At 64.4% G+C, this 12465-nt stretch carries 12 protein-coding genes; 1 reads left to right on the plus strand and 11 read right to left on the minus strand.

Going from position 1 to position 12465, the window contains the following annotated elements:
- Positions 1-8: 8 nt before the first annotated feature.
- From flgK to DXT59_RS13650, 11 genes are all read right to left on the minus strand, one after another.
- The gene (gene flgK, locus DXT59_RS13600; RefSeq protein ID WP_116137421.1) at positions 9-2009 is read right to left on the minus strand and encodes a flagellar hook-associated protein FlgK; all 2001 of its coding nucleotides are present in this window, start codon (positions 2007-2009) and stop codon (positions 9-11) included.
- A 117-nt stretch (positions 2010-2126) separates the two neighbouring features.
- A complete protein-coding gene (locus DXT59_RS13605; RefSeq protein ID WP_116137422.1) occupies positions 2127-2882 on the minus strand; it encodes a flagellar brake protein in 756 nt (251 codons plus the stop codon).
- Positions 2883-3256: 374 nt separating this feature from the next.
- A complete protein-coding gene (gene flgJ / locus DXT59_RS13610; RefSeq protein ID WP_116137423.1) occupies positions 3257-4279 on the minus strand; it encodes a flagellar assembly peptidoglycan hydrolase FlgJ in 1023 nt (340 codons plus the stop codon).
- A 19-nt stretch (positions 4280-4298) separates the two neighbouring features.
- On the minus strand, positions 4299-5462 hold the full coding sequence (locus DXT59_RS13615) for a flagellar basal body P-ring protein FlgI (RefSeq protein ID WP_116137450.1): 1164 nt from the start codon (positions 5460-5462) through the stop codon (positions 4299-4301).
- 5 nt (positions 5463-5467) lie between these two features.
- Positions 5468-6193 carry a flagellar basal body L-ring protein FlgH gene (flgH, locus tag DXT59_RS13620; protein ID WP_116137424.1) on the minus strand — a complete coding sequence of 242 codons (726 nt, stop codon included), beginning with the start codon at positions 6191-6193 and terminating at the stop codon, positions 5468-5470.
- Positions 6194-6243: 50 nt separating this feature from the next.
- Positions 6244-7032: a flagellar basal-body rod protein FlgG gene (gene flgG / locus DXT59_RS13625; protein WP_116137425.1), complete on the minus strand. Its 789-nt coding sequence runs from the start codon at positions 7030-7032 to the stop codon at positions 6244-6246.
- 51 nt (positions 7033-7083) lie between these two features.
- Positions 7084-7842, minus strand: a complete 759-nt coding sequence (gene flgF, locus DXT59_RS13630; RefSeq protein ID WP_116137426.1) for a flagellar basal-body rod protein FlgF — start codon at positions 7840-7842, stop codon at positions 7084-7086.
- Positions 7843-7880: 38 nt separating this feature from the next.
- Positions 7881-9119, minus strand: a complete 1239-nt coding sequence (flgE, locus tag DXT59_RS13635; protein WP_116137427.1) for a flagellar hook protein FlgE — start codon at positions 9117-9119, stop codon at positions 7881-7883.
- Positions 9120-9160: 41 nt separating this feature from the next.
- A complete protein-coding gene (locus tag DXT59_RS13640; RefSeq protein ID WP_116137428.1) occupies positions 9161-9889 on the minus strand; it encodes a flagellar hook assembly protein FlgD in 729 nt (242 codons plus the stop codon).
- Between the two features lie 11 nt (positions 9890-9900).
- Positions 9901-10323, minus strand: a complete 423-nt coding sequence (flgC, locus tag DXT59_RS13645; protein WP_205417426.1) for a flagellar basal body rod protein FlgC — start codon at positions 10321-10323, stop codon at positions 9901-9903.
- 78 nt (positions 10324-10401) lie between these two features.
- Complete coding sequence (locus DXT59_RS13650) at positions 10402-10923, minus strand: flagellar basal body protein (RefSeq protein ID WP_116137429.1); 522 nt, start codon at positions 10921-10923, stop codon at positions 10402-10404.
- A 232-nt stretch (positions 10924-11155) separates the two neighbouring features.
- Between DXT59_RS13650 and flgA the strand changes: the two genes are divergently transcribed.
- On the plus strand, positions 11156-12397 hold the full coding sequence (flgA, locus tag DXT59_RS13655; protein WP_116137452.1) for a flagellar basal body P-ring formation chaperone FlgA: 1242 nt from the start codon (positions 11156-11158) through the stop codon (positions 12395-12397).
- Positions 12398-12465 lie beyond the last annotated feature (68 nt).

A 12465-nucleotide genomic window follows, 5' to 3' on the forward strand; every position in this document is an offset into this window, starting at 1 on the left:
CTCACACCTTAATGGAAGATGCCCATCAGGGTCTGGAACATGGTTTCGGCCGTTTGGATGACCTTACTGTTCGCCTGATAAGCCTGCTGATATTGCAACAGATTGGACGCTTCTTCGTCGAGATTCACACCCGATACGGCTTGCTGCGCCGAGGTGATCTGCGTCACGAGCGCCGATTGCGACGTGCTGGCGGCCTTGAGCTGGCTCGCCGCGTTGCCGATGTTGTTCACGTAGGAAGCGTACGAGGCCGTCAAGGTCGACGTCCCGCCGTTCAGCGACGCATTCGACACGAGCTTGGACATGGCCAGCGCATTGCGGCCGTCGAACGAGCCCGTGTTCGGCGCGATCGTGAACGTGTCGCCGTTCGCCGGCGTGCCGGTGAGCGAGACGGTGACGCCGTTCGTGATGCCGGCCGGCGTCGGGGTCGTCGTGCTGTTGATCGTCATCGTCGCGCCTTGCGACGGGTTGTACGGCACGGTCGTCGCAGCCGAGGTGATCGGAATCGAGGTCGGGGGCGAACCCGCTAGCACCACCGTCGTGCCGACCTGGAAGCCGCTCAGCGTATTGGTGGCCGAGTTGTAGGTCAGCGTCGTCGTGCTCGTGAGCTGATAACCGGCCCCCACCGTGCCTTGCGAGATCGAGCCCGTGCCCGTGTTCGAGCTGGGGGCCGTGGCAAGCACCGGCGAAGCCGCCGCGATCGACGACGGATTCGTCGTGGCGAGCGCGAACGAATCGAGCGCGCCGCGCGTCGGCTGAATCGTAAAGGAATCGCCCGGGTTCATCGCGCCCGACGTGATGTTCAAGACCAGCCCGCCCATCGCGCCGGTGCCGTTCGGGGGCGTCGGCGACGTGCCGACCACCGTGCCCGTCGTCGTATCGGTCAACGTATAGGTGCCGCCCGCGAACGAGAGCGCGTAATCGTCGCTCGTCGGCTGCGAACCGTTGGCGAAGGCGACCGACAACTGGGCGTTGCCGGTATTGGCGAGGTTCGAATAGGCCGTCGGCCCGCCGACGGTGAACAGGTTACCGCCCTTGTTGCCCGCCAGATCGATACCGAGCGCGTTTTGCGCATTGACCTGGTTCGCGAAGCTCGTCGCGATCGCGCCGAGTTGCGATTCGGCCGGATCGAGCGTCTGGCTGCGGAACTGCAGCAGACCGCCGATCGTACCGCCGGGAATCGCCGAAGACGGCAGGTATTCGACCGGCGGCGGGGTCGTCGCGCCCGCGAGGCCGGTGTAGGTCACCGCCAGCTCGCTCGGATCACTTTGCGAGGTAGCCGTGCCCAACTGGAAATTGTTGGTGCCGACGACGAGCGGTTGCCCGTTGCCGATAAAGACGCTGTAGCTGCCACCGCTTTGCACGACGGACACGCCGACGAGCTTGGAGAGGTTAGCCACCGCCTGATCGCGCTGGTCGAGCAATTGATTGGGCGGCTGGCCTTGCGCGGAGGCCGCGGCGATCTGGCCGTTGAGCTTGGCGATCTGCGACGAATACGTATTGACCGAAGCAACGGCGGTCTGCAGTTGCTGATTCACGCTCGTGCGCAGTTGATCGTATTGCGCGCCGGCCGCGTTCAACTGCGTGGCCAACGTTTGCGCACTGCTGATCGCCGTTTGGCGCATCGCCTGGCTGGTCGGCGTGTTGGCGACGTTCTGCAAACCGGTGAAATACGCGTTGATGGCCGCCGAAATACCGGCCGTCGGGCTGCCGACGAGGTTGCTCAGCGACGAGGCCATCGCGTAGTTGGCCGACAGCGCGCTGTTGGTCGACGTGGCCGTGTTGAGCTGCGTGCTCAGGTACTGGCTGTAATTGCGCTGGACCGTGACCGTGTCCACGCCGTTGCCGAGGTAGCCCGAGCCGGTGTACTGGCCGCTGGCCTCCGCATAAACGGGGTTCTCGACCGTGTAGCCGGGCGTCGATGCGTTGCTGATGTTCTGGCTGGTCGTCTGCAAGCCCCATTGGGCGGCATTGAGCCCGGACAACCCGATGTTGAAAATATCGTTGGACATGCGTCTTCCTGAAGGGCGGACGCCATGGGGCGCCCCGCCTCGTTGAGGGAACACATGTATAACGGCCGCCCGCGCGGAAATTTAAGGGGGTTCGGTGCCCCGGCCCCTATTATTTTTTTACGCTTTGACGAGCGAGCGCCGGCGCATTTCGAGTTGGGTGATCAGGCGCTGGAGGGTGTTTTCCGCGCTGCCGGGCAGGGCGACGAAACGCATTCCGAGCTGGAAGCGCCGGCCGCCGTTCGGCAGTTCGGTCGCGCGCATCGAAACGAGTTCGAGATCGAGCGAAAGCATGCCGTGGCCGTTCAGGTGCACTTCGACGTCGGGCAGCATGACGCCCATCGGCAACTCGGCCACGCGCTCGTCCGTCGTGCGCAGACCGATCCCGCCGAGCGAAATGTCGTGCACCTCGAAGCGGAACGTGTCGCCCTCGGGTAGCCTGCCGCGGCAGAAGTACGGGTCGAGCACGGGCGCATCGACGCGGAAGTACTCGCGCCGCTGCACGTAGTACAGCACTTCGGGGAACGGCGCCTCGAATGCGGGTAATCCCTCAAAACGGGTTTCTTGCGGCGTCACCGTCGAAAACTCGACGCGCACACCGTCGGGCGACGCGCGGAACGTGCAACTGGGCGAAGCGAGTACGCCCTTGTTCTGCTCGGGCAACGCGCCCCAATCGAACGAGAACGTGCGCGCTCGCACGTCGACATCGAGAATTTTCGTAACGAGTTGGCCGTTCTTGTATTGAACGGTCAGAAAATCGCCGCGATTGGCCAAATTGCGGAGCTGAACGCCGATTTCGAGCGGATTGCGGCGGCCGAAATCATGATCGCTTTCGGCGGAATCCTCCGTCGGGCCATTCGACTGATTGGTATCCATGGGCTCGGGTATGCAAACTTGCGTGGCGCGACATACGCGCCGGCGCCAATGCTTTCGGACGTATTACAGCAATCCGAACAGGGTCTCGTCTGATTAGCGGCATCGGACGTGCAAAGTTTAGAGGTATTCTCGAAATATTTTTTTAGTTTTCGAGCAAACGCTCGGTTATCGGCTTGCGCCGGCAACCGTCCCTCTATCGCTCGCGCCGACGATCGGCGTCATTATGATGCGCCTGATGCGGCTCTGTCCATCGCGGCTCGGCCGGCTGCTCGATCGAGCGGCCGGCCTTGTACCGTCTATTTCTCGCTTGGCCCCGTCGCGCTTTATCGCGCTCCCCGTGTTATATCCGTCGTCCCGGCGTGGATCGGCGCCGGTCAAACCATTTGCTTCATGATCGAGATCAGCTTTTTCGCGTAATGCGGATCCGTGGCGTACCCGGCCTTTTGCATGCCGTGCGCGAAACTGGCCGCGTCGTGCGAGGTCGAGAGCACCGAGGCGTAGCGCGGGTTGTCGCGCAACATGCTCGCGTAGTCGGTCATCGCCTCGGCGTACGAACTGTACGCGCGGAATTTCTCGACGACCTTGTGCGCCACGCCGTGAATGTATTCGGTCGTCACGGTCGAGACCGTCTTGCCGGTCCAGTCGCTCGTGGCCTTGATGCCGAAGACGTTGTGGCTCGGCGAGCCGTCCGCGTTCTTGATCTCGCCCTTGCCCCAGCCCGATTCGAGCGCGGCCTGGCCGACGATGAAGCGCGCGGGAATACCCGTCGCCGCGCTGGCTGCCTGCGCCGGCGCCGCCATCTTCTCGACGAACGCATCGACCTTCGGCGAATCGCCCTTGCCGCGTAGCGGCGGCGTCAACGCGCTCTGAGCCGTGTAGCCCTTGTCCGAGGCGAGCGAACCGTTCGCTTGCGCATTCGAATAAGCGCGGGCCAGCGCGCTCATCATGGCGGCATCGCCCTCGTCGCCGCCACCGGCCGCGCCTGCCGCCCCGCCGCCGAACAAGTTGCCGAGCGCCGCCGGCGAACCCGCGCCGCCCGCCGCCGCGCCGGCGTTCGCGCCGCCGAGGTTGCGCGAAAGCTGCTTGATCAGCGCATCGGCCACGCCGACGCCTTTGGACGAAAGCTGCTGCGAGAGCTGCTGGTCGAGCATCGACTGATACTGCTTGCCGTCGTTCGAATCGAGGATGCCGTCGGCCGGCGTCGCATCGCGCATGCTCTTGAGCATCATTTGAATGAAGACGGCGTCGAACTGCTTGGCCGTCGACTTCAGTGCCTTTTGCGGGTCGGCGCCCGCCTGGGCGCGCAACGCGTCGAAGCCTTGGACGTCGAGCGCGAAGCGCTGCGAGACGTCGGTGCCGGTATCGACTTTGCCGCTATAGGTCGTGTTCGCGTTCATCGGGAGACCTTGACCTTATTTAAATGATCTCGAGATCCGCGCGCAACGCGCCCGCGGCCTTCATGCCTTGCAGGATCGACATCAAGTCGGCCGGCGTCGCGCCCAGCGCGTTCAGCGCCTTGACCACGTCGGCCAGATTCGCCCCCGCCGTCACGAGCTTGAGCGAGCCGTTGTCCTGCTTCAGTTGAATCTGCGACTGCTGTGTCGCCACCGTCTGACCGTTCGAGAACGCGCCGGGCTGGCTGACCGCGGTTTGCGTATTGACGACGACCGAGAGATTGCCGTGCGCCACGGCGCAGCTTTGCAGCGTCACCATCTGATTCATGACGATCGAGCCGGTGCGCGAATTGAGGATGACCTTCGCGGCCGCCTGCGCCGGACGCACGTCGAGGTTTTCGAGCTGCGCCATGAAGGCGACTTGCTGACTCGGATCGATCGGGGCGCGCAGTTGGATCGTGCGGCCGTCGAGCGGCATCGCCGTGCCTGCGCCGAACGCGTTGTTGACCGCCGCCACGATTCGCTGCGTCGTGTCGTAGTCCATATCGTTCAGCTCCATTTGCACCGTGCCGCCCGCTTGCGCGACTTGCGTCGGCACCGCGCGTTCCACGATAGCGCCGCCCGGGATGCGGCCGGCCGCGAGCTGATTCACTTGTACCTTGCTGCCGTTGGCGCTGGCCCCGGCGCCGCCCACGGCGACGTTGCCCTGCGCCAGCGCATAGACTTGCCCGTCGGCGCCCTTGAGCGGCGTGAGCAGCAGGGTGCCGCCGCGCAGGCTCTTGGCGTTACCGAGCGACGAGACGGTGACGTCGATCGCCTCGCCCGGACGCTCGAACGGCGGCAGCGTGGCCGTGACCATGACGGCCGCGACGTTTTTGAGCTGCATGTTCGATGCGGAGCTGCCGCCGCCCGCCTGACCGTTATTCAGCGAAATGCCGAGATTAGCCAGCATGTTCGTGAGCGTTTGCGTCGTGAACGGCGTTTGCGTCGTTTGGTCGCCCGTGCCGTCGAGGCCGACGACGAGACCATAGCCGATCAGCGGGTTATCGCGTACGCCTTGGATCTGAACGAGATCCTTCAGGCGCTCGGCATGCGCGGGGCCGCCGCATACGAGCATCAAAGGCAACGCGGCAAACGCGAGGCTACGGCTGAATTTGCGCAGGGCGCGCATGAGCGAAGTCGTCATCGCGATCACCACGGCGCTATGTTCAGGAAGAAACGCTGGAGCCAGCCCATCGTTTCCGCTTCGTTGATGTACCCCTTGGCCGAGTATTCGATTCTCGCATCGGCCACCTGGGTCGAAAGCACGGTGTTCGCGCCCGAAACGGTGTTCGGATTGACCACGCCCGAGAAGCGTACGAACTCGTTGCCTTGGTTGATCAGCATTTGCTTCTCGCCGCTCACGACCAAGTTGCCGTTGGGCAGCACGTTCGTCACCGTCACCGTGATGGTGCCGTTGAACGTGTTCGACGCGTTCGCGCCGCCCGAGCCGCCGAACGTATTCGCACCCGAGGCGCTCAGATCGACGTGATTGAACAAGCCCTTCAAGAAGCCCGCCGTCGGCACCGACATATTCGTGGTGCCGTTGCGCCCGGCCGCCGCGGCCGACGATTTGGTCGCGTTGATGTTTTCGGCGATGACGATCGTGAGGATGTCGCCCGTGTTGCGCGGCCGCTGATCTTCGAACAGCGGATGGCCCGCATAGCCGGGGTTGTAGATGGAACCCGGCGGCTGCAACTGCGGCGGCACCGGCGGCGCCGCCGTCATCGGCTGCTGCACGATGGGCTGGCGGTGCTCGATCTGCGCGCAACCGGCGAAAGTGCCCGTCAGCACCCCTGCGAGCGCACTCGCATAGGCCAGCGTGGCTGCCGCGCGCAACCCGCGCACGCGAAAGGGAATTCGACTCGTTTGCAACATCTTCGTCTACCGCCTGCTCATCAAAGTACGACTACAGTCCTACCGGAGCCTTAAACCGACATCTGGCTCAAGGTCTGCAACATTTGGTCCGAAGTCTGGACCGCCTTACTGTTGATCTCGTACGCGCGCTGCGTTTCGATCATGTTCACGAGTTCTTGCACGACGTTCACGTTCGACGCTTCCAGATAGCCCTGGTTGAGCGTGCCGGCGCCGTTCAGACCCGGCGTCGTCACGTTCGGCGCGCCCGAGGAGGTCGTTTCCTCCATCAAGTTCTCGCCCTTCGACTCGAGGCCGGCCGGGTTGATGAACGTGGCGAGCTGGATCGTGCCGATCGTTTGGTTGTTCGTCGAGCCGGCCACCTTGATGCTGACCGTGCCGTCGGTGCCGATCGTCAGCGACGTCGCGTTTTGCGGAATCGTGATCTGCGGCATGACCTGGTAGCCGCTCGAGGTCACGAGCTGGCCTTGCGCGTTCGTTTGAAACGAGCCGTCGCGCGTATAGGCCGTCGTACCGTCGGGCATCTGCACTTGGAAGAAGCCGTTGCCGTTGATGGCGACGTCCTTCGAGTTGCCGGTCTGCTGCATGTTGCCCTGCGTGTACAGACGTTCGGTCGCGACTTGCTGCACGCCGGTGCCGACTTGCAGGCCCGAGGGCAACTCGGTTTGCTGTGTCGAGTTCGCGCCCGGTTGGCGCAGGGTTTGGTAGATGAGGTCCTGAAACACCGCCCGCGAGCCCTTGAAGCCGGTCGTGCTCACGTTCGAGAGGTTGTTCGAGATGACGTCCATCTGCGCCTGCTGCGCGTTCATGCCGGTGGCGGCGATGTAAAGCGAGCGGTTCATGGTGAATCTCCTGGTAATTGCAATCCGGTTTAGGCGTCAGCCTTGTACCGGTCAGGTGAACGACAGCAGTTGGTTCGCCGTCTGATCGTTTTGGTCTGCCGTCTGCAGCAACTTCGTCTGCATCTGGAACTGGCGCGCGTTCGTGATCATCGAGACCATCGCCGCGACGGAATTGACGTTGCTGCCCTCGAGCGCGCCTTGCGCCACGGTCACGGTCGGATCCGCGTCGGCCGGTTGGCCGTCGGCGGTCCGGAACAGGCCGTCGTCGCCGCGCGTCATCGTGGCCGCATCCGGGTTCACGAGCTTGAGCTGATCGAGCACGACGATCTGCGAGGGCGAATCGCCCGCACCGAGCGCCGAGACGGTGCCGTCCCTGCCGATCGTCACGGTCGCGCCCGGCGGAATCGAGATCGGGCCGCCCGTGCCGAGCACCGGCTGGTTCGTCGCCGTGACCAGTTGGCCGTTTTCGTCGGTGTGCAAATTGCCGGCGCGCGTGTAAGCCTCGTTGCCGTCCGCCGTTTGCACGGACAGCCAGCCGGGACCGGTGATCGCGACGTCGAGCGGGTTGCCCGTCTGTGCGATCGGGCCCGACGCGAAGTCGGAGCTCGGCGTCGCCGTCAGCGCGAACGTGCGCGTCGTGTCGTTGTTCACCGTCGTGCCGTCGCCGAAACTGAGCGGCACGTTGCGGAAGTTCGCGAGTTGCGCGCGAAAACCCGTCGTCGACGTGTTCGCCAAGTTGTTGGCCACGACGGCCTGCTGTTCGAGCGCCTCGGAGGCGCCCGTCATCGCGGTATAGATCAGTCGGTCCATGCTTCGCCTTGTTCTGCGGTGCTGACGGTTTCGCGCGCTTACAGGTTGATCAGCGTTTGGTCGACGGTCTGCTGCGTCTTGATCGTCTGCGCGTTCGCTTGGTAGTTGCGCTGCGCCGTGATCAGATCGACGAGCTGGCTCGTCAGATCGACGTTCGAGTTTTCCACCGAGCCGCCCGTGAGCGTGCCGTGATTCGTGCTGCCGGGGGCCGAGATTTGCGGCACGCCCGAAGCCGACGTTTCCGCGTACTCGTTGCCGCCGAGGTTTTGCAGCCCGTTCGGGTTGTTGAAGTTCGCGAGCACGATTTGGCCGAGCGATTGCGTGCGGCCGTTCGAGTACGTGCCCGAAATCGTGCCGTCCGCGCCGATCGAGAAGTTCGTGAGCTGGCCCGAGGCGAAACCGTCTTGCTTCAGGTTGTTCACGCCGTCGGAGCCGCCGTATTGCGTCGTGCCGGCGAGGTTCAGCGTGATCGGCTGCGGCGTCGCGCTGCCGTCGGTGTTCGGAATCGTGAACGAGATCTGGCCCGTCGCGGGCGAGGTGGCCGGTGCCGTCGCCGTCGTCGAGGTCAGCGCGCCGGACGTGCTGAAGCCGACCGAGCCCACTTTGCTGATCGCGCCCGAGGCCGGGCCCGAGTAGACGTCCCAGTTGTTCGCGGCCGTCTTCACGAAGTACATGTTGACCTGCTGCGAGCCGCCGAGCGAATCGTAGGTCTGGATCGACGTCGAGTAGTTGAACGTCTGCGAGTTCGTCGCGACGAACGGGGTCACCGTGGGAACGGCATCCTGCGAATTCAGGTTCAACTGAGCCGTGATGTTTTGCGTGGCGATCGGCGCGATGTTCGTCGTCGGCACCTGGATCGGCACCGTTTGCGCCGAATTGATGACGCCGTTCGCGTTCGCCGCGTAACCCATCAATTGCAGGCCTTGCGCGTTCGTGATGAAGCCGTTCTTGTCGAGCTGGAACACGCCGTTACGCGAATACGTCAGCGTGCCGTTGTTCGACATCTGGTAAAAGCCCGTGCCGTTGATCGCGACGTTCAGCGCTTGGCCCGTCGTCGTGAACGTGCCTTGCTTGAAATCTTGCTGCACGCCGGCGAGCTGCGTGCCGATACCGATCTGGTCGTTGACCGAACTCGCGATCGTGTTCGCGTACAGGTCGGCGAACTGCGCCGTGCTTTGCTTGAAGCCGACGGTGTTCGAGTTGGCGATGTTGTTGCCGATCACGTCGAGGTCGTTCGACGATGCGGACAAGCCGCTCAAGCCTTGTTGGTAGCCCATTTAGCGGTCTCCCTTCGGATGAATTCGTTGGTTCGTTACAGTTACAGGATGGCGGACACGCTGGTCATGCCGACCGTGTTGCCGTTATTGAGCTTCAGGCCCGTGCTGCCGTCGCTTTGCTGAACGACGCTTTGCACTTGCGCGCCAGTGAGCGCCGTGACCGTGGCTGCCGCGCCGTTACTGCCCGTGCCGACGGCCGAAATCGAGTAGGTGCCGTCGGCCAGGGTCTTGCCGGACGAGTCCACCGGCTTCCAGTTGACCGGAACCGTACCCGCCTGCTGCGCGCCCAGATCGAGCGTGTTGACGATGTTGCCCGAGCTGTCCTTGACCGTGACCTTCAGATCGGAGACCGCCGACGACAGCGACACGCCGAAGCCCGTCGAGGCGCCATTGCCCACCGTCGTCGTCGCGCCCGTGGAGTCGGCCGGCACGAGCACGTTCTGCCCGATCAAGAGCGACGCTTGCGAGCTTTGGCCGGCCGAGAGTTGCGAAGCCAGCGAGGCCAGCGTCGTATTCAGTTGGCTGATGCCCGTCACCGTGTTGATCTGGGCAAGCTGCGAGGTCATCTGCGTGCTGTCCATCGGGTTGGTCGGGTCTTGGTTCTGCAACTGCGTCACGAGCAACTTCAGGAAGGTCGTCTGCAACGAGCTGGGCGAATTGGGAGACGACGAGCTCGGCGACGCCGAATTCGACGAAGTGCCGTTGATGGTATCGAGCAGTTGCTGCGAAACGGTGCCGCCGCTGCCGATGGTCGTATTGGATGACGTCACGAAAAATCTCCTCAGGTACCGATCGTCAGGGTTTTAAGCATCAGGTTCTTGGCGGTGTTCAGCGTTTCGACGTTGGCTTGGTACGAGCGCGAGGCCGAGATCATGTTCACCATTTCCTGCACCGGATCGACGTTCGGCATCTTCACGTAGCCGTCCGCGTCCGCCGCGGGGTTGCTCGGGTCGTAGGTGGTTTTCATCGGCGTGGGATCGTCGATGACGTTCGTCACCTGCACGCCGCCCACTTGCTGGCCGCTCGCGGTCTTCGCGCCGCCCACGGGCTTGACCCCGAAAACGACTTGCTTGGCGCGGTACGGTTGCCCGTCCGGGCCCGTCGTGCTGTTCGCGTTCGCCAAATTGGACGCGGTCACGTTGAGCCGTTCGGATTCGGCTGACAGCGCCGAGCCCGCGACGGTGAAAATGTTCATCAATGCCATGGCTTCAGTTGCCTCTTTCGATTGACGCTTGAACGGTTCGAAAACGTGTAAACAAAAACATTAGGGGGCGCGGATCGCTCAGCCGCCCGAGGTGATCGCGGCGAGCATCTGCTTGATCTCTTGCGTCATCGCGGTCATGCCCGACTGGTAATGCACGGTGTTGTCGGCAAATTGCACGCGTTCGGCGTCGAGATCGACGGTGTTGCCGTCGAGCGAGGGCTGGGTCGGGATCCGGTAGGCGAGCGTGCCGTAATCCTGCGTTTGACCGCCCGTCGGGATGAGCTGCACGTTGCCCGTCATATGACCGCGCTCGGTGGAGACCATCGTCATGCCGCTCGTCACGCCGGCCGGCTGGGCCATCGGCAGCGGTGCCGCGCCCGAGCTGGCCACCGCGCCCGAGCTGGCCACCGCGCTCGAGCCTTGCGCCGCGCCGGTGCGCTTCAAGGCGACGGCGAGCGACGCGCCGAAATTCACGTCGCGCGCTTTGTAGCCGGGCGTATTGGCGTTGGCGATGTTCGACGAGAGCAGCTCCTGCCGATAGGCGCGTACATCGAGCGCCTCGCGGCCGAAGGCAAATTCGGCATCGAGTTTGTCCAGCATCGGGTTTCTCCGTAACTCAAGCGTCGGCCGCTTGGTGCCGCTTCTCGGCCTCACCCTGGTTCGGGACAAGGTGCGCCGCGAAGGCTTTTTTGCATGACGTGCATCTTAGGGGCGGCAGGCAAGAGCCAATCGGACGAATAACCAGGGAAGCCGCCCTCTATTCAACGTTTGCGCACCTCGCGCGAGCCCTAGAATTCGATTCGTCGTTCGAATTGTTCCGATGGAGAAATCGATGTCCGTGTCCGCCGTTTCCGATCCAGCGCGCCGCCTTGGCCCGCGCGCCCTCGGGCAGCGGCATGCGCGCCTCGCGCGCGCGGCGGCCGGCTTGCTGCTGGCCGCGGCTTTCGCGCCCTTCGGCGCCGCGCAGGCGCAAAGCGCGGGCGCGAGCGGACAGATCTATATTCCCGGCCCGGGCGAATCGCATGCGAGCGCGCCCAGCGGGACGATGATTTCGATCCCGGGCCCCGGCGAAGCGCGGGCTCCCGCCGCCGCGGCAACGGCCGGCGCGGCAACGGCCGGCGCGGCACCGAATGGCATGATCGTGATTCCGGGGGCCGGCGAGGCAAATGCCGCAGCCGCGCCCCCTTCCGTCCCCGCCTTGCCCCGTGCCGCCGCGCAGCCACGGCCGTCAACGATGCCCGCGGCGGGCCAGGCCATGCCGGTCGTCGTCACGGCGCCGCAACGCGCCATTCGCTCAGTCCAGCCGATCGCGGTCGAGCAGCCGGCAAAGCCGGCCAACACCCGCTTGAACGCCGCCGTAGCGAATCCCTCGGCCAGCGCCGGCGCCGCGACCCAGCCGCCGGCAGCCCAAACGGCCGCGGTGGTTGAGCCCGCGTCGAACGCACCGGCCGGCCAAGAAGACGGCGAAACGATCCGGCGCGCCGCGCTCGCCTTTTTGCAACAGCAAACGGTCGGACTGCCGGGCAAGATCAATATCACCGTGGCGCCCAGCTTCCCGCGCGGGCTGGCCGCCTGTACGACGCTCGAGCCGTTCATGCCGACGGGCGCGCGCCTGTGGGGCACGACCTCGGTCGGCGTGCGCTGCGCCGGCGCGAAGCCGTGGACGCTTTATTTGCAAGCGCGCATCGCCATCGAGGCAACCTACTATCTGGCGGCCCGCCAAATCGATCCGGGCAGCGTCATCACGGCCCAAGACCTCCTCGCCCGCAACGGCGACCTGTCGAATCTGCCGCGCGCGATCGTGACGGATCCCTCGCAGGCGGTCGGCTCCACGGCCATCGTGCGGATCGGCGCCGGAACGCCGCTGCGTCAAGACTTACTCAAGAGCGCCAGCGCGGTAACGATCGGCCAAACGGTCAAGGTCGTCGCGCAAGGCGCGGGTTTTTCGATTTCGTCGGAAGGCAGCGTCATGAACAATGCGTCGCCGGGACAGCAGGTGCGGGTCAAGATGGCTGGGGGACAGATCATTTCCGGTACGGTCGTGGATGGCGCGACCGTGCAGGTCCAGATGTGACGGGCTGACCGGGCCGTTTTGGGCCGAGAGGTCCGGCGCGTGGAGGCGCCGGGTGGATCGACCCCAAA

This window comes from Trinickia diaoshuihuensis, assembly GCF_003390925.1.
Taxonomy (GTDB): Bacteria; Pseudomonadota; Gammaproteobacteria; order Burkholderiales; family Burkholderiaceae; genus Trinickia; species Trinickia diaoshuihuensis.